The organism is Microcoleus sp. K5-D4, from assembly GCF_036704575.1.
Taxonomy (GTDB): Bacteria; Cyanobacteriota; Cyanobacteriia; order Cyanobacteriales; family Microcoleaceae; genus Microcoleus.
Genome location: NZ_JAUBSD010000016.1, coordinates 23,033 through 47,134, shown reverse-complemented (window position 1 = coordinate 47,134; position 24,102 = coordinate 23,033). Strand labels below are relative to the sequence as shown.

Here is a 24,102-nt window from a genome sequence, read left to right as displayed (position 1 = left end):
TTAATACATTAACAGATTGACTAATTTTTGTGTAATCGGAAAACCAGTCTGACGCTCAAAATGTCTGAACATCGGACTAGGATTAGCCTCTAAAAATACATACTCACCGGTTGGCTTAAGACGCCAATCAATAGCAGTCCAATCGAGCATAAATGCCTTTAATATTGCTAAACATTGTTTGTGAACTGATTCGGGCAAATCTACCGGAATTAACTCGGACTCTAAATCTTCCCGAAAGTCCAAAGCTTGACTGCGAATTTCCGCAGAATAAACTGATTCACCAATCACATAACTGCGAATATTTGTCCCAGGAATATACTCTTGTATTGTGATTGGAGAAATACTCAAAGCCAAGTCCAGCCGATTAGGTTCTAAATGTGCCTCTGTCACCAACTTGGTATGAGCGCCACCATAAACGGGCTTAAAAATTACTTTTTTCTGAGATTGGAAAAATTCCCTAACTTGCTCTGGATTGTTACTGATTAAAGTTGCAGGAATTGTCACTCCTATTTGCTTTGCCCGACTTAGTTGTAGGGGTTTTTCTTTATGAAATTGGTATGCCTGCCAGGAATTAATCCAGCGAGCCGGACAAGCTTGCATTAGTGATCGCACTGTACTCATGGAATCGTTCAATGCAACTTGCTGTTGATTGGCATCTTTTAAATGTGCAACGCCAACACCGGAAAAATTGCGCCAAAATACACTGTGAATATCTTGAAAATTCAACTGGCGACCTCCGGGTAGCGTCAAGCACCCTACCAGGGTATCAGGTTGCCAAGACAGACGTAACTGTCTTGGAAACAGATAGGTATCTAAATAATCTACTTCTGCACCGGCTTGGGTGAGATCATCTTTTATATGAGTAGCATGAGCATCTGAATCGTTACCCAGAATTAAAATGTTCATGGGAAATTTGAAAATTAAAAATGTGCTAAAATCAAGTACAAATATGAAAAGTCGCATCACTTGTTTTGAGAGTGTTGCAACTTTTTATATATTGAAAAAAACTTTGAAAAAAAACACTCGAATGAGGCTGAATCTTTGAAAGTCTTATTACAGAAATAAGTGGAAGATTTCAGGAATTAGGCAGAATCTCTACCATTGTCGCCAGGAATGAGATTACCAATAAATAGGGCCTCCACCGCCTTCAAACCAAGCTTTTGTGTAAGGTCCTCCACCCTCTTCACCTATAGCCAGAGTGGTCATCGGAGGGTCAATGGGAATAGGCTTGGGAGGAAATCCTCCTCCTCCTTCACTTCCCGGACAGGGAGCTGAGATACACTGTATCGGACCACCCCCACCTTCTTCACCTAGAGCCAGAGTCGTGAAACGAATTCCACCTCCGATGTGGGCGGCCTGTTCATCAGTTAACGTCTCTTCAAAATCCAAATCAATTGCTTCGAGATCAGCAATATCTAGATCAAAAGGATGATTCATAAAATTCTCCTACTTGAGTAAAAGATTAGGTGTATTGACACATAATCTAAATCAAGAGGATGAAGTGATGTTGCCATTTTGGCAAATTTGAAAGTAAGTATTGTAACTGTTAATTAAAAAATGTTAAGCTGACTCTAGCGGAGCCATTGTCAGTCCGGCACGGCTCAATTGCATATGATAAAGTTCTGCTTGCTCTTGCGGGCCAACCCAGACTGTGGCCTGGCCTTCGTGGTGGATTTGGTTGGCGAGTTTCCAAGCTCGATCGCTCGTCATCCCCGGAATGTATTTCGTCAAACATTCCACAACGTGCTGGAATGTGTTGAAATCGTCGTTAAGAACTATTACCCGATAGTTGGGATAAGGTTTGCGGGTAACTTGACTCGATCGAACGGGTGCTATGGTTGGTGAAGAGGTCATCGCGCGAACAGCCACTAAAACTACAAAATTCGTAAAATAGTTACCTCTAAAATTATAACACAATTTCAAAATATTTCAACCCCTACTTGGTATTTTGATCCGCTTCGGGGTTTATTTTCACAGCCAGGCCCTGGGTTAGATTTCTCCAGAAACTGTGGGGATTAGGGGTTAGGCATCCTGCCCCCCCATTGACAGGCTTTTCTGGAGAAATCTATTGCACCGCGCCGATTAAACTAAAGTTAACTGTCGATTGAGTTCAGAAGTGTCGCCGCCAGAATACGCTTGCAGCAGAAGTTGCTTTAAATCTTCAATCAGCGGATAGCGGGGGTTCGCTCCGGTACACTGATCGTCAAAAGCGCGATCGGCCATTTCCTCAACGCGAGCAAAAAAGAAATCATCACTCATTCCCTGACTGGCAAGAGCCTCCTGAATCGTGCTAGGAAGATCTACCTCACGCTTGAGAGCTTCCACCGCTGCGATCAACTTCTCAACTTTTTCATCTTCTGTATCGCCGCCCAAATTCAGATAGTCCGCAATTCGAGCATAACGCCACTTGCTGTTAGGATACTTGTTTTGAGAAAAAATCGCTTGTTTGAACGGAACATCCGTGGCATTGTAGCGAATTACGTGGGAAATCATCAGCGCATTCGCTAAACCGTGAGGGACATGGCAAGTTGCACCTAATTGGTGAGCCATTGAGTGACAAACCCCCAGAAAAGAGTTAGCAAATGCCATCCCGGCGATCGTAGCAGCATAATGTACTTTCTCCCGCGCTTTCGGATCGTTAGCACCATTTTTGTAAGCGCTGGGCAGGTATTTAAACAGCAAACGAATCGCTTCTAAAGCCAAACCATTTGTATACTCAGAAGCCAACACAGAAACATAAGCTTCTAAAGCGTGGGTTAGCGCATCAATGCCGCCGTAAGCAGTCAGTTTCCGGGGCATATTCAGCGTAAGTTCTGGATCGACGATCGCCATACTCGGAGTCAAAGCATAATCGGCAAGCGGATACTTAATCCCCGATCGTTCATCCGTAACAACCGCAAAAGGCGTGACTTCCGAACCCGTTCCCGAAGTAGTTGGAATTGCCACCATAATTGCCTTTGAACCCAAAGGTGGCAGTTCGTATACCCGCTTGCGAATATCCATAAACCGCATCGCCAATCCTTCAAACTCAATTTCTGGATGCTCGTACATCAGCCACATTACTTTAGCAGCATCCATCGGCGAGCCACCACCAAAGGCAATAATCACATCTGGATGGAAACTATTGCAGATTTCTAAACCTTTGCGAACAGTAGCCAGCGAAGGATCGGGTTCCACATCGTAAAATGTGTAGTGATCGATGCCGATTTCTTCCAAACTATCTGTGACTTCCTTAGTCAATCCCAATTCAAACAAAGGTTTATCCGTCACGATCAAAGCACGTTTCTTACCTGCAAGATCCCTCAAAGCTACAGGAAGACAACCCGACTTAAAATAAATCTTGGGAGGAATGCGGAACCATAGCATATTCTCGCGCCGTTCTGCTACGGTTTTGATATTCAGCAGGTGATGGGGTGTCACGTTGACAGAAATGGAATTATCGCCCCAGCTACCGCAACCGAGGGTAAGGGAGGGATCGAGGCGGAAATTGTATAAATCGCCGATCGCACCTTGAGAAGAAGGCGTATTAATCAGCACCCGCGAAGTCTCTAGTTTGCTTTCAAAATAACGAATGTGGTTCTGATTGTGGGGGGCGGTGTAGAGTACAGAAGTATGTCCGTGTCCGCCAAAAATTATCAGCGCTTCAGCTTTGTCTACTGCTTCAGTAAAGTCCTTGGCGCGGTACATTGCGAGAATCGGCGAAAGTTTTTCACAAGCAAAGGGTTCTTCTTTACCAACCGCCTCCACTTCTCCAATCAAAACCCTGATGTTTGACGGCACTACAAAACCCGCAATCTGCGCCACCTTTTGCACCGATTGTCCGACAATTTCGGCATTCAATCGACCATCAATTAAGATTACCTGCCGCACTTTTTCCCGTTCTTCAGCATTGAGGAAATAAGCACCGCGCTTGATAAATTCCAGTTGCACTGCATCGTACACCTCATCCACAACAACCACAGATTGTTCCGAAGCACAAATCGTGCCGTTGTCGAAAGTTTTGCTGAGCAAAATTGAGCTGACAGCCATTTGGATGTGGGCGGTTTCATCGATGATGGCGGGAGTATTTCCTGCGCCGACACCGAGGGATGGGTGCCCTGAAGAGTAGGCAGCTTTGACCATTCCCGGCCCGCCAGTTGCCAAAATTAGTTTGATATCGGGGTGCTGCATCAAAGCTTGGGAAAGTGGCACAGTTGGCTCATCAATCCACCCAATAATATCCGGTGGTGCTCCGGCCGCTACAGCAGCATCGAGGATGATTTTTGCAGCCGCAGCCGTGCAGGATTTGGCGCGGGGATGGGGCGAAAATATAATGCCATTTCTCGTCTTGAGCACGATTAAAGACTTAAAGATGGTGGTGGAAGTCGGGTTAGTTACAGGAACGATTCCCGCCAGCACTCCCACGGGTTCGGCAATGCGTTCGTAGCCAAAATGCCGATCGGACTCGATGATACCGCAAGTCTTGTCGTTTTTATATTTGTTGTAAATCATTTCCGAGGCAAAATGATTTTTGATTGCCTTATCTTCGATGACTCCCATTCCCGATTCTTTGACTGCTGCCTTGGCTAAGGGAATGCGGGCGGCATTAGCGGCTAAAGCTGCTTGCTTGAATATGCGATCGACTTGTTCTTGAGTGTAGGTGGCAAATTCAGCTTGGGCTGCTTTTACTTTTTGAATTAAGACTTCTAATTCTTCTAAATTGGTAACTTTCATGTTGTTGTTCCTAATGTTTATTTCGGTAAAATTATTGCCTCAATCTTTGATTGGTAGGGAACCTGCTGATCGACGCAGATAATTTCAAGATTGTTGGTGAGTTGTGAACGCGGTCTTTTAATTATTATATACCGCTAGCTCCGATCGCATTGACGCCGCGACTGCGAAAAATATCAACTGTTTGTTGCACGAGTTCCGGTGAAGCTGGAGGTGTATCCTTGAGTTCGTAATCCAGTTTTAATTGTTCCCATTTGTATTCTCCCATTTTATGAAATGGTAATACTTCGACTTTTTCCACATTGTTCAGATTGGCAATAAAATTCGCTAGTTTTTCTACGTTTTCGATGGCATCTGTGAGGTGAGGAACTAGAACGAACCGAATCCACGTCGGTTTGCCAATTTCGCTGAGATATTTAGCCATTGCTAAAGTTGGTTCGATGGAAACGTTGGTGACTTTGTAATACAGTTCTGGAATGTAGGATTTGATGTCCAATAAAACCAGATCGGTCATTTCCAGAACCGGTTTAGCCACTTCTAAAAGACAGAATCCTGATGTGTCTAGGGCTGTATGCAATCCCATTTGATGACAGCGACTAAAGATTTCTCTGACAAAATCCGGCTGCATCAACGGTTCGCCGCCGCTGACTGTAACGCCTCCTTTCCGCAGGTAGGATTTACATTTTGTAATTTGATCGATTAAATAATCAACGGTTACTTCTTTACCATCGTGGGAATTGTGGCAGTCGGGATTGTGACAGTAAAGACAGCGTAAAGGACAGCCTTGGGTGAAGACGATAAACCGGATTCCGGGGCCGTCTACGGTACCAAATGTTTCGATTGAATGAATGCGACCAATTCCAGACATTGATTTGGTTTTGAATTTTGCTTGGCTTCAACTCCGCTTAGTCAGCCGTCAAGTTAAAGTTTTAGTTTGGCCTTCGATTCCGCTCAGCCAGCGGTTAAATCGTTAACGGAGCGAAGTCGAAGTTTGAGTTTGGGCTTTGCTCAGACAGCGTTTAGGTTGGTAGCTGAGCGAAGTCAGAAGCTATACCCGTTCGTGGAACGTGCGTTTAATCACATCTAATTGCTGTTCGCGGGTAAGTTTGATGAAATTAACCGCATAACCGGAGACGCGAATTGTTAGCTGGGGATAGTTTTCTGGATGTTCCATCGCATCTAGTAATGTTTGCCGATCGAGCGCGTTAACATTAATGTGATGGCCGCCATCGTGGAAGTAACCGTCTATAAGACTAACTAGGTTATTAGTCCGATCGTCCTCCATTCTGCCCAAGGCCTGCGGTAGAATCGAAAAAGTATTCGATATGCCATCTTGACAATCACTGTAAGGCAGTTTTGCTACAGAAGATAAGGATGCGATCGCCCCACAGGAATCTCGGCCGTGCATCGGGTTAGCACCGGGAGCAAAGGGTTCGCCTGCTTTACGTCCGTCGGGAGTGCTACCAGTTTTTTTGCCGTACACTACGTTAGAAGTAATCGTGAGTACCGATTGAGTCGCTACAGCGCCGCGGTAGGTTTTGTGCTGGCGAATTTCGTTCATGAAGCTTTGCACGAGTTCGATGGCTAGACTGTCTACGCGATCGTCATTATTGCCGTATTGTGGATATTCTCCTTCGATCGAGTAATCTACGGCTAAACCTTGCTCGTTGCGAAGCACTTTAACTTTAGCGTGTTTAATCGCCGAGAGCGAGTCCGCCACCACGGACAATCCGGCAATTCCGCAGGCCATTGTCCGGTAAACATCGCGATCGTGCAATGCCATTTCCAGCCGTTCGTAGCAGTATTTGTCGTGCATATAGTGAATGACATTCAACGTATTGATATACGTTTTTGCCAACCACGCCATCATGTCATGGAACCGCGCTCTTACCTCGTCATAATCGAGATATTCGGTAGTAATCGCTGGGAACTGCGGCGCGATTTGGTCGCCGGACTTCTCATCTTTACCGCCGTTAATCGCATAGAGCAAAGTCTTGGCCAAGTTAACTCGCGCGCCGAAAAACTGCATTTGCTTGCCAATTCGCATCGCGGAGACACAACAGGCGATCGCGTAATCATCGCCGTATTGAGGGCGCATCAAATCGTCGTTTTCGTACTGAATCGAACTCGTCTCGCTGGATACCTTCGCACAGAATTGTTTGAAGTTTTCCGGCAAGTTTTCCGACCACAAAACGGTGAGATTTGGTTCTGGTGCAGTACCGAGGTTTGAGAGGGTGTGCAAGAATCGGAAACTGTTGCGAGTTACCAATGTTCTACCGTCATCGCTGATACCGCCGATCGCCTCTGTTACCCAAGTTGGATCGCCAGAAAACAGCTCGTTATAGTCGGGAGTTCGCAAAAACCGCACCATGCGGAGTTTCATTACAAAATGGTCGATCAGTTCTTGCAATTCTTGTTCTGAACTCGCGCCGCTTTGCAAATCGCGCCCGAAATAAATGTCTAAAAACGTCGATACGCGGCCGAGAGACATCGCTGCCCCGTTTTGTTCTTTCACTGCTCCCAAGTAGCCAAAATACACCCACTGGACAGCTTCTCGTGCATTTGCCGCCGGACTGCCAATATCAAAGCCGTAGCTAGCAGCCATTTCTTTTAACTCAAACAATGCCCGAAGTTGCTCGGATAACTCTTCGCGCAAGCGAATTGTTGCCTCGTCCATCGCGTCTAGTTCGAGCGATTCTTGCTGTGTTTTTTTATCATCAATTAGGCGATCGACACCGTACAAAGCAACGCGCCGATAGTCACCGATGATGCGCCCGCGTCCGTAGGCATCTGGCAAACCTGTGATGATACCAGAACGTCTCGCCAGACGCATCGAGCGCGTGTAAGCATCGAATACACCATCGTTATGAGTTTTGCGATATTTCGTAAATATTTCTTCAGTTTGCCGATCGAGCTGATAGCCGTAAGCTTCTAAACCTGCCTTGACAACGCGAATTCCGCCAAAGGGCATAATCGCGCGTTTCAAAGGTCGATCTGTTTGCAAACCTACTATTTGTTCTAAGTCGCGATCGATGTATCCTGCTGCATGAGCCGTGATAGATGTGGGAACTTTTGTATCAACATCCAATACACCTTTTTCGCGCTCTTGCTTCATTAATTCCAGAACTTTTTGCCAAAGCTGCTGGGTTTTTTCTGTTGGTGCTGTGAGAAATTCTGCATTCCCTTCGTAGGGGGTGTAATTCTTTTGGATGAAGTCTCTGACGTTAACTTCCTTTGTCCAGTTGCCTTCAGTAAAGCCGTGCCATTGTACTAACATAGCTTCCTTTCACCTCAATCTTTTGTTAGCGATAGACTTTTTATTTTTCTACCCCTATATCTACTATATATTTAATCTCAATATTTTAAATAGCCTGTTCGCTCTTTGTTACAAAACTTGACTTCCTAATTCTGTGGGAAGAATTAAGATAGATAGTATGCAGAACATCCTCTGGGATGTTTGAGGAAGCTCTGACAAAATGGGATTCCGAACTAACACTTTGACAACGGAAATGTTGTTTAAGGGCGGGTCGGTCGGAAACCCGCAATGAGATTTTTGGTCGCGAACCGCGAAGACCAGAAGAAGAGGAATAAAAAGCAGAAGAATAGCAGAAAAATAGTTCTGATTTGATGCCAAAAGTTTTATCGAAAGCAGAGCAATATTAATTGCTGATTAATTGAAGTAGGGTATTATGCAGATAAATTCAAGAAATCAAAGCACTGCGAGCGATCCGGCTCACGATATTTGGAAAGAACAGCGTCATCCGCTCGATCGGATTTTTAGGCCTCAGTCCGTGGCTGTAATCGGCGCAACAGAGAGAGAAGGAAGCGTCGGACGAACTCTCCTGTGGAACTTGATTCGGAATCCGTTTGGCGGAACAGTTTTTCCGGTGAATCCGCAGCGCCGCAGCGTCTTGGGACTCAAGTCTTATCCTGACATTGCTAGCGTCCCGGAAAGAGTGGATCTGGCGGTGATTGCTACGCCTGCTGCTGGGGTGCCGCAAGTGATCCGCGAATGTATCGCTGCTGGGGTGAAGGGAGCAATTATTGTTTCTGCTGGCTTTAAAGAGATTGGTGCGGCTGGGGAGGCTTTAGAACAGCAAGTGATGGCCCAAGCGCGTCAGGGCGGAATGCGGATTATCGGCCCAAATTGCCTCGGCGTGATGAATCCCGTGCTTGGGCTCAATGCTACTTTTGCAGGTACGATCGCCCGTCCGGGTAATGTCGCCTTCATCAGTCAAAGCGGCGCCCTCTGTACTTCGATTCTTGACTGGAGTTTGGGGGAAAATGTCGGTTTTAGCGCTTTTGTGTCGATCGGCTCTATGCTCGATGTCGGTTGGGGCGATCTGATCGAGTATTTCGGGGACGATCCCCATACTCACAGTATCGTTTTGTACATGGAATCTATGGGTGATGCTCGTTCGTTCCTGTCCGCCGCCCGCCCAGTGGCGATCGACAAACCGATCATCATTCTCAAGGTAGGACGTACCGCCGCCGCCGCCCAAGCCGCCGCTTCCCATACGGGAGCTTTGACCGGCAGCGATGACGTGCTTAACGCTGCTTTCCGCCGCTGTGGCGCGTTGCGCGTACATACGATTTCCGATTTGTTCGACATGGCAGAAATTCTGGCAAAGCAACCGCGACCGCAAGGCAACCGCCTGTCGATCGTCACCAATGCCGGAGGCCCAGGGGCGATCGCCACTGATGCCTTAATTAGCGACGGCGGTGCGCTGGCAAATCTGGCACCGGAGACTGTGCAGCAGCTTGATGAGTTTTTGCCGCCTCAGTGGAGTCATCACAACCCGATCGATATTTTGGGCGATGCTAGTAGCGATCGTTACGCCAAAACTCTAGAAGTGGTCGCTCCCGATCCCAATAGTGACGGATTGCTGGTCATCCTGACGCCACAAGCGATGACAAATCCCACCCAAACCGCAGAAAAACTCAAGTCTTACAGCAAACTCGGAAAGCCCTTATTAGCAAGCTGGATGGGCGGTGTGGAAGTGTCAGCGGGAACGCAAATTCTCAATCAGGCAAATATTCCGACTTTCCCCTATCCCGATACCGCCGTCAGGTTATTCAACTATATGTGGCGGTACACGTACAACCTGCGCGCTATCTACGAAACGCCCTCTCTCCCCGCTGATTGCGAAATCGAGACTTCCGGGTGTGCGACTGCTGCGAAAATTTTGACTGCCGCCCGCCAAAACAATCGCACTCTATTAACCGAGTACGAATCAAAACAGTTGCTGGCAGCTTACGGCATTCCCACCGTAGCGACAGAAATTGCAGCGAGTGTGGCCGAAGCTGTGGAAATTGCCGATCGCCTCGGTTATCCTGTGGTGCTAAAACTCCATTCTGAGACGATTACTCACAAAACCGATGTGGGGGGTGTCCAACTAAATTTAGGCGATGCTAAGGCTGTAATTAGTGCCTTTGAGGCGATCGCCCAGCGGGTAAGGGCGATCGATCCGGCAGCGTTTCTCGGCGTAACCGTGCAGCCGATGGTGCATTTGGAAGGCTATGAACTAATTTTGGGTAGCAGTATTGACCCACAATTTGGGCCGGTGATGCTGTTTGGTTCCGGCGGACAATTAGTGGAAGTATTTCAAGATCGATCGCTGGCACTTCCGCCTTTAAATACCACCCTAGCGCGGCGTATGATGGAGCAAACGCGCATCTATAAAGCTTTGCAAGGAGTGCGCGGTCGATCGGCAATTGACTTGGTACAACTCGAACAGTTATTAGTTCGTTTCAGTCAACTGATTGTAGAGCAACCTCAAATTGCCGAGATTGATATTAATCCGCTGTTGGTTTCTCCTGAAGGTGCGATCGCTCTTGATGCCCGCGTTGTTCTCCAAACAACAGAAAACCCCATTTCACCCGCGATTCGCCCCTATCCTACGCAATACGTTCAACAATGGTCAACAAACGGCGATCGTCCCATCACCATCCGTCCGATTCGCCCAGAAGATGAGCCGCTGATGGTGCTGTTCCACCAAGAACTTTCCGAAGAGAGCGTATATTTGCGCTACGCTCACATGGTAAAGTTAAAGCACCGCATTGCTCACGAACGTTTGACCCGGATTTGTTTTATTGACTACGATCGCGAAATGCTGTTAGTAGCCGATCGTCAAGACCCGGAAACCTCAGAACACCGGATTTTGGCAGTAGCGCGTCTGAGCAAACTCCACGGCAAAAACGAAGCCGAATTTGCCCTGATCGTTAGCGATAGCTATCAGCAGCGCGGTTTGGGAACAGAATTATTGAGGAGGCTGCTGCAAATTGGTCAGGAAGAGAAATTAGAGGCGATCGTCGGCTACATTCTCAATAGCAACTACAAGATGCAGAGTCTCTGTAAAAAACTAGGATTTGAACTGCAACCAGACCGAAGCGAAGGAATGTTGAAAGCTGTTTTTGTCTGCTAATAGCAAGGTGAGTTAAATAATTCTCATTTAAAATTCCTCACTACAAACTTTATAGGTTTGTAGTGAGGACTTTAATCCTGAAACTCAGATGCTACTACGCCGCAGCCAAATTTGCTGCTGCGAAATCCCAGTTAGCCAAATTATCCAAGAAATTAGTAATGTAGTCGGGACGGCGGTTTTGGAAATCCAAATAATAAGCGTGTTCCCACACATCCAAAGTCAGCAAAGGAGTTTGGCCGTGTGCTAGCGGGGTGTCAGCGTTAGCAGTTTTGGTAACTTTCAAAGTGCCATTGTCTACAACCAGCCAAGCCCAGCCGCTACCGAACTGAGTTGTCGCAGCAGTCTTGAATTCTTCTTTGAATTTGTCGAAGCTGCCGAAGTCAGCGTTGATTTTCTCAGCTAAAGCTCCTGTCGGAGTGCCGCCGCCGCCCGGTTTAAGGGAATTCCAGAAAAAATTGTGGTTCCAAACTTGACCTGCATTGTTGAAAATGCCTGCTTTCGATGGGTCTTTAGCAGATTCCTTGACAATTTCTTCAAGGGATTTGCTCGCCATTTCCGTTCCTTCAATCAGTTTATTCAGATTGGTCACGTAAGCAGCGTGGTGCTTGTCGTGGTGGAACGAAAACGTCTCAGCCGACATATGAGCTGGTTCTAGGGCGTCAGCGGCGAAGGGTAATGGTGCGAGTTCAAATGCCATGGTGTTCAATCCTCTCTGGATTACTTTGGGTTTTTCGGTTGACTTGGTGGCTTTTGTATGATTAAAGCCGAGAGTCACTAGCTTGAGTTTATCAAGCTGTGGTAAATAATTCTTTACAATTTTCCTATTTTATAGCAGTTGCAGCATTTTAGGATTCAGACTTCTATTTTTTAGATATCAAAGCTACTTATTGCAGGCATCATCTAGCATAAACTATCACTAAATGTCAAGCCACCCTGGAGGCAAATAAAACTGTGTGTGAAATTGTCAACCCATCGAAATTTTATGAGACTGATAAATAGATTAAACCTGTAAATTGTCAAAGATTAACCTAAGTTCAATTAAGCTGTAAGAAAGTCAAACAAGTTGCAGGATATGTCAATGGAAAAGCGTTTAAACAACTCGTCTAGTCACCCCCCTCAATGGTTGAATCTGCAATTAATCGTCACCGCTCTGGAAACAGTCCAAGACTTAATTGTCATTTCCCTATGTATCGGTTTGTTTTGTTTCATGGTGCTAGAACTGCGAGAAATGTTTTTCTCGCTGCTGCCTCCTTTGAATTTCCAGCAAGTGACGGCAGACATTCTATTTTTATTAGTTTTAGTGGAATTATTTCGGCTGCTAATTATTTACTTGCAAGAGCAACGGGTTTCGATAGGTGTGGCTGTGGAAGTCTGTATAGTATCTGTTTTGCGAGAAGTTATCGTGCGGGGAGTGCTGGAAACTCCCTGGGTTCAAATATTATCAACAGGCGCTTTTTTGCTGGTTTTGGGAGTGTTGTTGGTAGTCCGAGTTTGGTTGCCGCCAACCTTCGAGGGAATTGACCCGGAACGCCGCCTTGCTAGCAGAAATAGAAAATTTTCCGCTCAGTAATTTTCTTCCGATTCTGTTGCAATCAAGAACCAGTTTAATTCTCACTGAGTATGGTGGCACAGCCGATTTTAGATTTTAGATTTACAACGTTTGTAGTGAGGACTAAAATCCTCTGAAAATACAGAGGACTTTAGTCCTCACTACAAATACAAGCTTCATCAGCCATGCCCAATTATTAAAATCTAAAATCTAAAATCTAAAATCTAAAATTTAAAATGGTATTACCCGTTAGCCTGCAATTCCCCCAAACGAGCCAACACTTCTTTCGAGTGAATCGCCGGATTAATCTTCACAAAAGTTTCCCGTAAAACGCCTTCAGGGTCAATAATAAAACTGTGGCGCGCCGAGATAAAACTCATCCAAGAACCGTAAGCTTTGCTCACTTTACCATCCGTATCAGCTAACAGCGGAAACTTCAAACCTTCGGAATCGCAAAATTCCGCATGGGAATCGACATCATCAGCGCTAATACCGATAATTTGAGTATTCTTTGCCAAGTATTTGGGCAAGTCTTCCTGAAATCTCCGCGCTTCGATCGTACATCCCGATGTAAAGTCTTTCGGATAAAAATAGACTACCAGCCACTTACCGCGATAATCCGACAGGGACACTTGTCCGTCGCCGCTGTTTGTCGGCAAACTAAAATCTGGCGCTGGTTGATTTACCGTCGGAAGCTTGCCACCGAGGGCCAATGCAGGTGCGGCAAAATTGAAACTTAGAACAACTAGACAAATGGCCAATAAAGTGCTAAAAAATTTGCGACGGGACATCATAAATTTAGAAGTAGAACTGTACTTAAGACAAGTTTACAGTTTTCTGATTAAATGGGTAGGGGCAATTCGCGGATTGCTTCTAAAACCCAAAGATCACTCACTCAAATAGCAATTTACCCATGAGCGCTGCACTCCCGTTAACAGGCAAAGCTATAGTAGTCCAGGTAATTAACGGTCAACCCATTACGATCGAAGTAGACGGCACTAATGCCCCGATTACTGGGGGAAATTTTGTTGACTTAGTTGAACGAGGCATTTACGACGGGGTGATGTTTCACCGAGTTGTGCGCCAGCCAGATCCTTTTGTGGTGCAAGGAGGCGATCCGCGCAGCAGAGATACGACAATTCCAGCAAGTCAATTGGGAACGGGTAGTTTTATTGACCCGGATACCAATCAGGCGCGTTTTATTCCTTTGGAAATCAAGCCGCAAGGGGCCGCGCAACCTGTTTACAACCAAGTTGTAACCCAGACGCCGCAGTTGCGGCATAATCGAGGGGCTGTGGCCATGGCTCGTTCTAATGCTTTGGATTCGGCTTCTTCGCAGTTTTATTTTGCTTTGGATGAGTTGCCATTTTTGGACGGTAATTATGCTGTTTTTGGCAACGTTATTCAAGGTTTTGAAACGGTGAATGCGGTGCAGCAGGGCGATCGCATTTCGACTGCAAAAGTCGTTGACGGCATAGTCCCCAGTCGGGTTTCTAGCATCATTACCGATGTTGATTTCCTTAACGATTCCATTAACATTAGCAATTTGGCAAATCTGCCTTTGCGACCCCTCAGATTGGCCAACACCCCGAACAACTATCAAGTCACTCCCCAAGACTATGAGCAAAATCTCGGCGGTGTAGTGGGAGGTAGCGCAAACGATCGCATCCTCGGTGAAGCCACGTATGGTGATGGAATTAACGGCAGCCAAGGCAACGATACCCTCACGGGCGAAGAAGGCGACGACTTTCTCAGAGGCGGCAAAGGTAACGACTCCATTAGCGGCGGTGTTGACGACGATATTATCAACGGAAATCTCGGCGACGATAATCTCAATGGCGATGCTGATAACGACGTTTTGCGAGGTGGCAGAGGAAACGATGTTTTAATCGGCGGCGATGGTAACGATGTTTTAATCGGCGATAGTGACAGCGATACTCTCACCGGCGGTGGCGGTAGTGATACGTTTGTTCGGGTTACGGGTGAAATTCTGGAGTTGGATGGGACGAGCGATATAATTCTTGATTTTAGGCCGGGAGATGGCGATCGTATTGGCTTGACCAGCCCTTTATCCAACACCTCATTCACCCAATCAGGCAGCAACACACTCATTCAATTTGGAGGAGCTACTTTGGCTGTGGTTCAAAATGCCACTCCTGCAGCAGTTCAAAATGCTGCTTTTGAAATTAACTTTTCTTCTGCTTACCTTGCCGATAACTTGCCCCCCGGAGACGCGGCCTTGAGAATTGGCTAACTTTAACAAGACTCACGCAATAAATATAAGGGTAGGGTGCTCTTCGGTGCACCCTACCTGATTATCAATAGCCAATTCCCTATTCCCTATTCCCAATTGCCAAATTCAACTAACACCATAGCTTTGTAATTTGAGAAACTGCATCTTGATAAGAATCCATTCTCCCCTGCAGCTTAAAAAGCTCGGCAGCTTTCTGAAAATCCTCAAATGCTCCCTGAACCTCTCTCAATTTGTATCTAGTTACTCCTCGGTTAAAATAAGCTTTAGCAAAATCGCGATCGAGGCGAATTGCGGACTCAAAATCAGCTAGTGCTGCCAGGGAATTTTCCATTTGCAGGTGGATAGCACCTCGGTTAAAGTAAGCTTGGGTTAAATTGGGGTTGAGCAGGAGTGCCGAGTTGTAATCGGCGATCGCCGCAGTATAATCTTTTAGACCAGTCAGCATAAACCCCCGATTGCTGTAATACTTGGCTCGGTAAGGATTGAGTTCGATGGCTGTAGTTAAATCTTCGATCGCCGATTGCTTGTAGCCTAATTTGTAGCGGGCCACACCGCGATCGTTGTAAGCTGACGCGAATTGCGGATTAATGTTAATTGTGGCAGTAAAATTTTTAATAGCGCCGTGCAAGTCTTGTTGTTCGAGATTTTTTAAACCCTGAGTGTAAAACTTTTTTGTACTAACTTTTAAATTTGCCTCTTGTCGGGATTCAGCTTGCTCCCCCGAAAATACGCCTGCAATATTAGTGAATCCCAAAGATTCGATCGAATTGAAAATAGTTGTGACAACTAATTGGGTTGGGAAAAGGGGGATAGTAGGCATGGGAGAAGTGCTGTTGAACTGTAAGCTCTTATTTTCCTCCATAGCTGAGCTATTGACAGTGATATCCGCAGTCTCAGGAACGTGATAAGTTTGATGAGATTGGGTGATGCTGGGGCTTGAGTTGTGTGAGGAGGGTTAGCCTTAGTTAGTGATGCCGATCGCAATTAACAACAATTGCGTCTATAACCCTTTAAATATAAGGCTTCTAGGCTATAGGAGCGGTTTCTTGATTCCCATATTGAGCAGTTTATACCAGGATGGTTTGCAGGTATGCCCCTGGGAAAGCGATCGCAACTGCCTGCAGCAAGTATTACTTTGTAGCGATATTGCACTGGCAAACCTCGATCGAACTTGCGGTTATCTTATACCAGGTTTTTAGGAAAAATATTAGTTTGGCAGCGAGGCATTTGTGAAGCAACCGGGTTTCTACCTCAAAGCGCGTCTAAGACTGACTAAGTTGAGTTTGTACCTGCGTCAGCCCTGATTAACCTTTCACTACACTAATATTTTTGAGTAATCTTGCTGAGGAAAGTTGCAGATTATTTGCTATGCTTGGATTAAACATCAATAATTTATGGCGCAAATTAGTGTCAATGAAAAGAGTTATGAGGTTGAAAACTTTCTTCGCTGCCGTGTTGGCGATCGTCTTGTTCACTCTCTACTTAACTCCTCCTGTGATGGCGGCGAATGGGGATGATGTGAGTCACCTATTAAAGGATAATTGGTGCGTCAGTTTTTTGTGGAAACAGTGCGATTTGAGCGCCGTCGATTTGCGGGGAGCCAATCTCCAAGAAGCCAATTTGAGCGGCGCTAATTTGTCCGGCGCTAATTTGTCCGGTGCTAACTTAAAAAATGCTGATCTTTCGGACGCAGACCTCACCGGCGCTAATTTAGCAAATGCTGATATTTTAGGCACGGATCTCAGTCGAGCCAATTTGACCGAAGCTAATTTCAACTGCACGAAGTTGTGGGATGCGAATCTGACTTTGGCAAATCTGAGCCGCGCCAATTTAGAAGATGCTAATGTCTTAGATTCTCGACTTTGGGGAAGCAATCTTACCGAAGCTAATTTAACGGATGCGACGCTGCACGGTGCTGACTTGCAATATGCTAATTTGGCCGACACTAATTTAACAGGTGCTGACTTGCACAGCTTCTTTTTCCGAGGTTCCAAACAAGTCACAAATTTGAGCAATGCTAATTTAGAAGGCGCTATTTTAACGGGAGCAAATCTCAGAGGTGCGGTGCTGGCAGGGGCAATAATGCCGGACGGGTCTATTAATGAAGAAAGTGGCTTTAATTTAAAGTAGAGTAAAATTAAGGTCTGCTTGAATAATTTCCACAACAGGCTTTAGGGCCGATTTCGCAGTCAATGAATTATCTGGGGTAGCGGCACCCGTTGCCAACAGCTTGTTGAGGATGCTGTGAAGATATCAATTTAAACCAGGGTGCGATCGACCTTTTAACTCCCAAGCTGCGCCCGTTGCCAACAGCTTGTTGAGGATGCTGTCAAGATATTAATTTAAACCAGGGTGCGATCGACCTTTTAACTCCGAACCAGTAAATCTCGCTGAAATCTTAAATCTCAAACCGAACCTGCGCGCATCTGTTACAATTTTCAACAAAGCCAGAACAGCCCCGAACCTGAAGTCACCTGCCTAGGGATACCAGCCCCCGACAGGAGTCGTGAAGAGCAAAAATATTAGATATTTAGTTTAAACTCCCAGATTCATCTGTAGAGTAAATCTAAAATCTAAAATCGATCGGCTGTGGAGTCAATCTAAAATCTAAAATCTAAAATTTAAAATCTAAAATCGATCGGCTGTGGAGTCAATCTAAAATCTAGAATCTAAAATCTAAAATCGACTGATGGAAACCCTGCAAACTCAACTTTACGAACTCGCACAATTTGCTAATAATTTAGTAAATACTCAACTGACAAACCTCAGTCTAGTCAGCGTCGGAGTCATCTTTCTGGCAGGGTTGCTAACGAGCTTAACGCCCTGTATGCTTTCAATGTTGCCGATCACGATCGGCTACATCGGCGGATACGAAGCAAAAAGCCGCCTGCAAGCCGCCGCCCAGTCTGCGTGGTTTTCCCTGGGATTAGCCACCACCCTGGCGGGTTTGGGTATTGTAGCATCATTTGCCGGACAAGTCTATGGGAAAATTGGCCTGGGTTTACCGATTCTTGTCAGCATTATTGCTATTCTAATGGGGCTGAATTTACTCGAAGCTTTACCCTTACAAATGCCGTCTTTCGACGCTGTGGGGTGGGTGCCGAAAGATTTACCGGCGGGCGTGCGATCGTACTTATTGGGCTTAACTTTTGGTTTAGTAGCGTCTCCCTGCAGCACGCCGGTTTTAGCTACACTCTTAGCTTGGGTTTCCAAAACGGGAGATACAGTTTTAGGTGGTGTGTTGCTGCTGTTTTATGCTGCTGGCTACGTCGCTCCGCTGATTATAGCAGGTACTTTTACTGCCAGCATTAAAAAGTTGTTAGAATTACGTCGGTGGTCGAGTTGGATTACGCCTGTTAGCGGCGTTTTGCTAGTAGGATTTGGCGTTTTCTCTCTGCTTTCCCGAATCCTTCCCGCGTAATGCTTGTAGTAAGGACTTCAGTCCTTATTTAGAGATATAGCAATCACTACGGAATGCGTGAATTAAGTTTTTATTTAACGAACCGCGCAGACGGGAAGAACACGAAGGAAGAAAGAAAAGAGAAAGACTTCAAAATTGATTGAGACTTTCTCAATAAAAATAATAATATTTTTTATCTGTTGTTTTTCCCTCCTTTTTCTTCCTTCTCCCTTCTTCCATCCGTTACATTCGTTACACAATCCGTTGCCGAACTTCCTTCCATCCGTTACAAAATCCGTTGCCGAACTTCCTTCATAATTACCAATGACATCAAAAGAAGTATTTCTATCTAAACTATCAAACTGGGCGACTGCCCCTCAAAGGTTTTTCAAGCGAGAAATCTTGCCGGTGCTAGCAGATTTGCGGCTAGCAATTATCTTGCTGCTGACGATCGCATTTTTCAGCATTTCTGGAACCGTCATCGAACAAGGTCAATCAGTACCCTTTTACCAATCTAACTATCCAGAACACCCCGCTTTGTTCGGCTTCCTAACTTGGAAAGTTGTGCTAATTGCAGGACTTGACCACGTATACCGCACTTGGTGGTTTTTGTCAATCTTAATTTTGTTCGGCAGCAGCTTAACAGCTTGTACATTTACCCGACAATTTCCCGCATTAAAAGCCGCCCGCCGCTGGAAATTTTATGAAGAACCAAAGCAGTTTGAAAAATTAGCTCTGAGTGCGGAATTAGAAACAGTTGCTTTAACTTCATTAGAACCACTTTTGCAGCAAAAAAACTACCGCATATTTCGAGAAGGTGAAAAAGTTTATGCTCGCAAGGGAATAATTGGCAAAGTCGGCCCGATTATTGTTCACGCCAGTATGCTAATTATTTTAGCTGGGTCGATATGGGGCGCAATGACGGGATTTCTCGGTCAAGAAATTGTTCCCAGCGGCGAAACATTTCAGGTGCAGAATATCTTGGATGCGGGGCCTTGGGCCGGGCCGCAAATACCGAAGGATTGGTCGATGCGAGTTAATCGGTTCTGGATTGATTATACTCCCGAGGGCGGAATCGACCAATTTTACTCTGACCTGTCAGTTTTGGACAAAACAGGCCAAGAGGTCGATCGCAAAACCATTCACGTTAACGAGCCCCTCAGATACCGGGGAGTCACATTTTATCAAGCAGATTGGGCAATAGCGGCGGTGCGAGTTCGCCTCAACAAAAGCCCGGTTTTACAATTGCCAATGGCTCAGCTAGATACTCAAGGTAAAGGCCGAATTTGGGGTGCTTGGATTCCCACAAAACCCGATTTGAGTGCGGGAGTTTCTCTGCTAGCAAAAGACTTGCAAGGAACGATGTTAGTGTACGGTACGGATGGCAAATTGTTAACTACAGTTCGCGCAGGGACGGCGGTAGAAGTTAACGGAGTAATGCTGACAATTGACGAAGTTGTAGGCAGTACGGGATTGCAAATTAAAGCCGATCCAGGAATTCCAATAGTTTATACTGGCTTCGGGTTGTTAATGCTCAGCGTGCTGATGAGCTATCTGTCTCACTCGCAGATTTGGGCTTTGGAAAAAAACGGCAAACTATACATCGGCGGGCGCACGAATCGTGCCCAGGTAAGTTTTGAAAGAGAAGTTGTGGAGATTTTGGACAAGTTGGCAGAATCGAAAACAGCAGAGGCAAAAAGTGCGATTAGTGAGACTTCTCTAGCTAATCAAAACTAATGATAGGGTGGGCATTGCCCACCTTACAAATTATGCTACTGAGAAAGGCTATATAGTGAAATTATGACACACCGATCGCCGATGCGTAGCTTTGTGTTATGCATCCTACAAGGCTAATTTATTTTTTCTAACTCGAAATCGAATTTCTGTAACTCTTTATGATAATCCGTCAAATACATCTGCACTAAGTTTTTTCTCGCTGCTTTGTCCCAAGTTTTTAAGCCACGATCGGAAAATGGTAAAACAAGGTTATGGGTAATTGCTGCCAAGTTTTGAAATTGCTGACTCAGATCTCTACATTCTATAGGTGCTGAACCTATATCAGTTGCCTCAAAATAAATTTTTGTGACTTTTGAATCAAAATTTGACATCAAACTCATGTATCTTGCCTCATCTATTTCTCCTGAGTTATATTGATTGATTACATTTTCGATCTGAGTGACAATCTCCATAATTGGATCTGCAAGTTTCATCATTAAATCTAAGAATTTTTCCTTCGGTAACTCATACAATCTGCTTATCCTAGATCTTTCTTGACAGTTTTCATTCCATTTTACAACTATATCTCCATCAATTGTTTCTCCATCTAGCTGTAGGGGGACAAATTCAGGAGATAATTTTTTACTAATCCATTGAGTCATGCAAATCCAATTTGCTCTGTTGTGGTAATCTTCGGGCGACAAATACAAATAAATCCAGATTACATGAGCTTCTGTGTTGCGCCATCTTTCTTCAAGTTGTTTGTTTCTATAATATTCTCTGTTTTGTAATTTATTAGTAACATCTTTGATAACTTGAATAATATCATCCTTCGTAAATTCTCGGTTCAAAAGTATCTTTGCAGAATATCTTTTTGCCTGGGAATGACTCACATCTTGTAAAGATATTTCCGTATATTCACGGGCAGAAATTATTTTTTGGCTCAACTTTTTGAGTTGTTCGAGAGCCTGAGGGTTGACTTGTCGATCCAGCGGCATTAATAATTTCCACCCTTTTTGGGTTCTTTGAATAGTATTATTGTTGACTGCCTGCCAATAGGCAGTATTCTCGCTGTCTTTATACAAAACAACAATGACAGGTAGGGAGTGATTTTGCCAATATTTTAAATGCTCGTTATTGCCGCGAAAAATGATATTATTCCCATTTTTTTCTTTAAACCAGCTATCTCCTGATTTGATTTGCAAGGCAATTAACTTTCCAGTTGCCTGACCATTTTCAATAAATTCAACATGGGCATCGATCCCATAATCTTCTATCGGTTGTTCGCGAAAAATACAGCCTAATTTTTCAAAAATTAGTTGTGTGCCAGCTATACCAATTCTTCCAGTTCTAGAGCTTGGATGAGATTGCATTGTTCTAACTTTAAATCGCTTCTAGAAGACTTATTTTAGCCCGTTCGGATGATAGGGTGGGCAAGTGACACGCTCTAGCTCAACTTAATCCTCTCAAAGCTAACGCTGCCCACCCTACGATAATGAACAAAAAACCCGGTTTCTGTGAGTGAGGTTATTAAAAATTCTAATTTGATTGGGCTATACCTGCTACTTCTCGTGCCGCACCTCAATCACAGTGTGCACGTTCCCCCGTGGCGAAAAATCGCCCTTAATCGTCGCTTCCAGCGGCGCGCAAGCCGCCACAAAATCGTCTAAAATTTGATTGATCGATTCTTCGTGAGAAATGTAGCGATCGCGATAACTGTTAACGTACAGTTTCAGCGCCTTTAACTCTACCACCCGCTCGTCGGGCACATAAGTAACGTGAATTGTCGCAAAATCGGGATAGCCAGAAAATGGGCACTTGCAAGTAAACTCCGGCAAAGTAATGTTAATCGAGTAGCGCCGCCCGACTCGCGGATTCGGGAAAGTAATTAACTCCCCTTCCAAAATCTGGCGTTCGCCGTATTTCATTTCCTCGGTGCTTGACTTTTGCGACATAGTTTGTTCCGGTGCGTAGTTGTTCATAGCGATTAACTAAAAGTTTGTAACATTAAATTAAATTTACGTTCAATATTTGTAACAAATATCTTGACGAATTGTGTTGTGATCGATCTAATTGCAAATACTCTCAGGCTAAACTAAAACAAGTTCACCCTCGCCATCTACAATTATGCAAAATACTACCTTATCTGACAATACTTCCCCTGAAAACTCAAATAGTTACTCTCCATCAGTACCAATTTCCCTCTATCGAGAAGTCACGGCAGAGCTGCAAGCAGCCCAAGCGATGGTGGACTCCCTCAAAACCCACAATCAGCAATTAGTCCAACAAAATCAACAACTGCGGCGAGAAGTAGAAACAGTAGTTCAAGTATCCCAACAGTTACAGCAAGTAGTCAACTCCGCTCAGAGCGTCACCCAGACAGGGATGCCTCAAATGCCGTCAGTCAAATTCAATTTCAGCGTTCAACCTCCGCCCCCACCACCTGCAACCTCGCAGACTAACTCTGCCATACCTCAACCACCTCAGACAGTGGCTTTCCCCTTCCCACTACCGGACCCGGAGCCCACACCCGCCTCGATGCCACAGCCACTTCCCGAAAAATTATTTACAGAGGTGCCGGAAACTCCTTACCGTGTCCGATCTCAACTCAAAAAAACCTCAGACTTAAGTGGATTGTGGTTGGCGATCGCGATTTTTCTGATTGTGATTGCAGCTTTCGGTGCAGGTTATTTAGTTGTCCGCCCTTTATTAATGAAAAAGTAAATTCCAACAAGAATCCCACGGTTCGATCCGTGGGATTTCAAACAAAACCTAGCATAAATTGTTCAAAGTTACGCTAATTGGCCATCATCCTCTGGCGGCACTCGTTTCTACTGAACGAGGGGCATACTGCTCTTCACAAGCAGAACCTACAATGCCCACCCCTGGCTCGAAACCGCGCGTGAACTCAGTGAGTTTTACCTGTTTAGCTTCCAAAGCTGTCTGTAGCACCTTCATGGCTCGGTGAGGGTCGCCGGCTCCGCAGAAAAATAAGTCCGCAGCAAAATAACCGTGTTCAGGCCAAGTATGGATTGCTATATGAGACTCTGCCAAAGTAGCAGTAGCTGTCACTCCGTGAGGACTAAACTGGTGTACGCACAAATCGATGAGAGTAGCTCCTCCGGCTTCGATCGCATCGAGAATAGCGCGGCGGATACGTTCAGGATCGTTGAGCAGGTCTCCAGGAGACTGCCAAGCATCAGCGACCAGATGGGTTCCCAATTGTTTCATTCTGCGGGGTTTTACCTCTATTGATGTTAAGTCTCAAACCTTTTAACCTTATCACGATGTCAAAAATTTTGCAAGTATCTTTCACAAAGAAAGATGAATATTAGGAGAAGTACGCATCACCAACCGCTGACGGTATGCTGGGGCAAAACTGGGGAGGATCTCAACTTTTGCAGCCAAGCTATAAATTGAAGTTGGGAGTCAGGAGCCAGGAGCCAGGAGGAAAGAGTCAGAAAGAAGGAGCGAGGAGGAAGAACGAAGGAGCCAGAAGAAGTGTTTTTACAAATATTGAGATGCTCCCTCAAACTGTCTCACAGGCACAGGCTACTAATCGAATTCTGGTTATTTCAGCGCTGCCTTGTTCTGAATCAAACAACCTTCTTTGATTAAAGCGATCTCTTGTTTTCCTTGGTGGCTAAAAAACCCAAGCTCGATCGTTCTGGCCGCGGCGGAATTGATATGATATCGAAATGCCACAGATGGACGGCTATGCTCGTAAATTTAGGGGTTTGGGATTGGGGCTGGCGATCGCGCGTCAAATTGTGGAACTGCACGGCTATCGCCCTGACTGCTTATGCTGGAGACTTTAATCAGAAGCAAGCTCTTGCTGCTGGATTTCAACATCTTGTTGCAAAACGTGTCGAAGCGAATGAGTTAGTCAAAGCAATGCTGAAATTACCTCTGAGACTGCATCGCTGAGTCCGAATTTTAATAGATTGTCGATCGCAGACAATCTATATAAACCCGCCCCCCACAACTTATAACTGAATTCTGACTCCTGACTCCTGAATTCTTTATTGTCAAAAGTTTTGAGTTTTAA

General features: G+C 45.3%; 20 protein-coding genes. 8 read left to right on the top strand and 12 right to left on the bottom strand.

The window, feature by feature from the left end; genetic code table 11:
- The 6 genes from QUA77_RS07555 to pflB all read right to left on the bottom strand — a co-directional run bounded on the left by QUA77_RS07555 (position 1) and on the right by pflB (position 7,987).
- Positions 1–906: a hypothetical protein gene (locus QUA77_RS07555; RefSeq protein ID WP_333449736.1), complete on the bottom strand. Its 906-nt coding sequence runs from the start codon at positions 904–906 to the stop codon at positions 1–3.
- A 213-nt stretch (positions 907–1,119) separates the two neighbouring features.
- Positions 1,120–1,437 (bottom strand): hypothetical protein, encoded by a 318-nt coding sequence (locus QUA77_RS07550; RefSeq protein WP_333036002.1) that lies wholly within the window; start codon positions 1,435–1,437, stop codon positions 1,120–1,122.
- A 123-nt stretch (positions 1,438–1,560) separates the two neighbouring features.
- Positions 1,561–1,854: an ATP-dependent Clp protease adapter ClpS gene (gene clpS / locus QUA77_RS07545; RefSeq protein ID WP_015178834.1), complete on the bottom strand. Its 294-nt coding sequence runs from the start codon at positions 1,852–1,854 to the stop codon at positions 1,561–1,563.
- A 228-nt stretch (positions 1,855–2,082) separates the two neighbouring features.
- A complete protein-coding gene (adhE, locus tag QUA77_RS07540; protein WP_333449735.1) occupies positions 2,083–4,713 on the bottom strand; it encodes a bifunctional acetaldehyde-CoA/alcohol dehydrogenase in 2,631 nt (876 codons plus the stop codon).
- Positions 4,714–4,837: 124 nt separating this feature from the next.
- The gene (gene pflA, locus QUA77_RS07535; RefSeq protein WP_333036008.1) at positions 4,838–5,578 is read right to left on the bottom strand and encodes a pyruvate formate-lyase-activating protein; all 741 of its coding nucleotides are present in this window, start codon (positions 5,576–5,578) and stop codon (positions 4,838–4,840) included.
- A gap of 180 nt (positions 5,579–5,758) precedes the next feature.
- Positions 5,759–7,987, bottom strand: a complete 2,229-nt coding sequence (gene pflB, locus QUA77_RS07530) for a formate C-acetyltransferase (RefSeq protein WP_333449734.1) — start codon at positions 7,985–7,987, stop codon at positions 5,759–5,761.
- 412 nt (positions 7,988–8,399) lie between these two features.
- On the opposite strand from pflB, the gene QUA77_RS07525 reads away from it, so the two are divergent.
- A complete protein-coding gene (locus tag QUA77_RS07525) occupies positions 8,400–11,135 on the top strand; it encodes a bifunctional acetate--CoA ligase family protein/GNAT family N-acetyltransferase (RefSeq protein ID WP_333449733.1) in 2,736 nt (911 codons plus the stop codon).
- Between the two features lie 94 nt (positions 11,136–11,229).
- Here QUA77_RS07525 and QUA77_RS07520 read toward each other — a convergent pair whose 3' ends face one another.
- Positions 11,230–11,832 (bottom strand): superoxide dismutase, encoded by a 603-nt coding sequence (locus QUA77_RS07520; protein ID WP_333449732.1) that lies wholly within the window; start codon positions 11,830–11,832, stop codon positions 11,230–11,232.
- Positions 11,833–12,213: 381 nt separating this feature from the next.
- Between QUA77_RS07520 and QUA77_RS07515 the strand changes: the two genes are divergently transcribed.
- A complete protein-coding gene (locus QUA77_RS07515) occupies positions 12,214–12,705 on the top strand; it encodes a phosphate-starvation-inducible PsiE family protein (protein WP_333449731.1) in 492 nt (163 codons plus the stop codon).
- A 221-nt stretch (positions 12,706–12,926) separates the two neighbouring features.
- Here the strand turns inward: QUA77_RS07515 and QUA77_RS07510 are convergent, their stop codons facing one another.
- Entirely contained in the window at positions 12,927–13,478 is a 552-nt protein-coding gene (locus QUA77_RS07510) for a peroxiredoxin (protein ID WP_333063620.1), read from the bottom strand.
- A 119-nt stretch (positions 13,479–13,597) separates the two neighbouring features.
- Between QUA77_RS07510 and QUA77_RS07505 the strand changes: the two genes are divergently transcribed.
- Positions 13,598–14,938 carry a peptidylprolyl isomerase gene (locus QUA77_RS07505; protein WP_333449730.1) on the top strand — a complete coding sequence of 447 codons (1,341 nt, stop codon included), beginning with the start codon at positions 13,598–13,600 and terminating at the stop codon, positions 14,936–14,938.
- A 109-nt stretch (positions 14,939–15,047) separates the two neighbouring features.
- Here QUA77_RS07505 and QUA77_RS07500 read toward each other — a convergent pair whose 3' ends face one another.
- Positions 15,048–15,758: a tetratricopeptide repeat protein gene (locus tag QUA77_RS07500; protein WP_333036021.1), complete on the bottom strand. Its 711-nt coding sequence runs from the start codon at positions 15,756–15,758 to the stop codon at positions 15,048–15,050.
- Positions 15,759–16,363: 605 nt separating this feature from the next.
- On the opposite strand from QUA77_RS07500, the gene QUA77_RS07495 reads away from it, so the two are divergent.
- The 3 genes from QUA77_RS07495 to QUA77_RS07485 all read left to right on the top strand — a co-directional run bounded on the left by QUA77_RS07495 (position 16,364) and on the right by QUA77_RS07485 (position 20,075).
- Positions 16,364–17,068, top strand: a complete 705-nt coding sequence (locus QUA77_RS07495) for a pentapeptide repeat-containing protein (RefSeq protein WP_333063618.1) — start codon at positions 16,364–16,366, stop codon at positions 17,066–17,068.
- Between the two features lie 559 nt (positions 17,069–17,627).
- Positions 17,628–18,359: a cytochrome c biogenesis protein CcdA gene (locus tag QUA77_RS07490; protein ID WP_333233091.1), complete on the top strand. Its 732-nt coding sequence runs from the start codon at positions 17,628–17,630 to the stop codon at positions 18,357–18,359.
- A 303-nt stretch (positions 18,360–18,662) separates the two neighbouring features.
- Complete coding sequence (locus QUA77_RS07485; protein ID WP_333449729.1) at positions 18,663–20,075, top strand: cytochrome c biogenesis protein; 1,413 nt, start codon at positions 18,663–18,665, stop codon at positions 20,073–20,075.
- A gap of 113 nt (positions 20,076–20,188) precedes the next feature.
- Here QUA77_RS07485 and QUA77_RS07480 read toward each other — a convergent pair whose 3' ends face one another.
- Together QUA77_RS07480 and queF are read right to left on the bottom strand one after the other, a co-directional pair.
- Positions 20,189–21,427, bottom strand: coding sequence for a DUF4365 domain-containing protein (locus QUA77_RS07480; protein WP_333449728.1), 1,239 nt, complete (start codon positions 21,425–21,427; stop codon positions 20,189–20,191).
- Positions 21,428–21,616: 189 nt separating this feature from the next.
- Entirely contained in the window at positions 21,617–22,036 is a 420-nt protein-coding gene (gene queF, locus QUA77_RS07475; RefSeq protein ID WP_333389911.1) for a preQ(1) synthase, read from the bottom strand.
- A 145-nt stretch (positions 22,037–22,181) separates the two neighbouring features.
- Here queF and QUA77_RS07470 point away from each other — a divergent pair, with 145 nt between their 5' ends.
- Positions 22,182–22,778, top strand: a complete 597-nt coding sequence (locus QUA77_RS07470) for a hypothetical protein (protein ID WP_333449727.1) — start codon at positions 22,182–22,184, stop codon at positions 22,776–22,778.
- A gap of 84 nt (positions 22,779–22,862) precedes the next feature.
- Here QUA77_RS07470 and speD read toward each other — a convergent pair whose 3' ends face one another.
- Positions 22,863–23,285, bottom strand: a complete 423-nt coding sequence (speD, locus tag QUA77_RS07465; RefSeq protein WP_006633984.1) for an adenosylmethionine decarboxylase — start codon at positions 23,283–23,285, stop codon at positions 22,863–22,865.
- A 408-nt stretch (positions 23,286–23,693) separates the two neighbouring features.
- Between speD and QUA77_RS07460 the strand changes: the two genes are divergently transcribed.
- A complete protein-coding gene (locus QUA77_RS07460) occupies positions 23,694–23,981 on the top strand; it encodes a hypothetical protein (protein ID WP_333449726.1) in 288 nt (95 codons plus the stop codon).
- Positions 23,982–24,102: the final 121 nt, after the last annotated feature.

What these genes read in the sequence shown, in the direction of transcription:
- QUA77_RS07525 (WP_333449733.1), top strand. Translation starts at nt 8,400, where the DNA reads ATGCAGATAAATTCAAGAAATCAAAGCACTGCGAGCGATCCGGCTCAC.
- QUA77_RS07510 (WP_333063620.1), bottom strand. Translation starts at nt 13,478, where the DNA reads ATGATGTCCCGTCGCAAATTTTTTAGCACTTTATTGGCCATTTGTCTA.
- pflB (WP_333449734.1), bottom strand. Translation starts at nt 7,987, where the DNA reads ATGTTAGTACAATGGCACGGCTTTACTGAAGGCAACTGGACAAAGGAA.
- clpS (WP_015178834.1), bottom strand. Translation starts at nt 1,854, where the DNA reads ATGACCTCTTCACCAACCATAGCACCCGTTCGATCGAGTCAAGTTACC.
- QUA77_RS07485 (WP_333449729.1), top strand. Translation starts at nt 18,663, where the DNA reads ATGACATCAAAAGAAGTATTTCTATCTAAACTATCAAACTGGGCGACT.
- pflA (WP_333036008.1), bottom strand. Translation starts at nt 5,578, where the DNA reads ATGTCTGGAATTGGTCGCATTCATTCAATCGAAACATTTGGTACCGTA.
- QUA77_RS07490 (WP_333233091.1), top strand. Translation starts at nt 17,628, where the DNA reads ATGGAAACCCTGCAAACTCAACTTTACGAACTCGCACAATTTGCTAAT.
- QUA77_RS07505 (WP_333449730.1), top strand. Translation starts at nt 13,598, where the DNA reads ATGAGCGCTGCACTCCCGTTAACAGGCAAAGCTATAGTAGTCCAGGTA.
- QUA77_RS07550 (WP_333036002.1), bottom strand. Translation starts at nt 1,437, where the DNA reads ATGAATCATCCTTTTGATCTAGATATTGCTGATCTCGAAGCAATTGAT.
- QUA77_RS07480 (WP_333449728.1), bottom strand. Translation starts at nt 21,427, where the DNA reads ATGCAATCTCATCCAAGCTCTAGAACTGGAAGAATTGGTATAGCTGGC.
- QUA77_RS07555 (WP_333449736.1), bottom strand. Translation starts at nt 906, where the DNA reads ATGAACATTTTAATTCTGGGTAACGATTCAGATGCTCATGCTACTCAT.
- QUA77_RS07515 (WP_333449731.1), top strand. Translation starts at nt 12,214, where the DNA reads ATGGAAAAGCGTTTAAACAACTCGTCTAGTCACCCCCCTCAATGGTTG.
- QUA77_RS07500 (WP_333036021.1), bottom strand. Translation starts at nt 15,758, where the DNA reads ATGCCTACTATCCCCCTTTTCCCAACCCAATTAGTTGTCACAACTATT.
- QUA77_RS07520 (WP_333449732.1), bottom strand. Translation starts at nt 11,832, where the DNA reads ATGGCATTTGAACTCGCACCATTACCCTTCGCCGCTGACGCCCTAGAA.
- queF (WP_333389911.1), bottom strand. Translation starts at nt 22,036, where the DNA reads ATGAACAACTACGCACCGGAACAAACTATGTCGCAAAAGTCAAGCACC.
- speD (WP_006633984.1), bottom strand. Translation starts at nt 23,285, where the DNA reads ATGAAACAATTGGGAACCCATCTGGTCGCTGATGCTTGGCAGTCTCCT.
- QUA77_RS07495 (WP_333063618.1), top strand. Translation starts at nt 16,364, where the DNA reads ATGAGGTTGAAAACTTTCTTCGCTGCCGTGTTGGCGATCGTCTTGTTC.
- adhE (WP_333449735.1), bottom strand. Translation starts at nt 4,713, where the DNA reads ATGAAAGTTACCAATTTAGAAGAATTAGAAGTCTTAATTCAAAAAGTA.
- QUA77_RS07470 (WP_333449727.1), top strand. Translation starts at nt 22,182, where the DNA reads ATGCAAAATACTACCTTATCTGACAATACTTCCCCTGAAAACTCAAAT.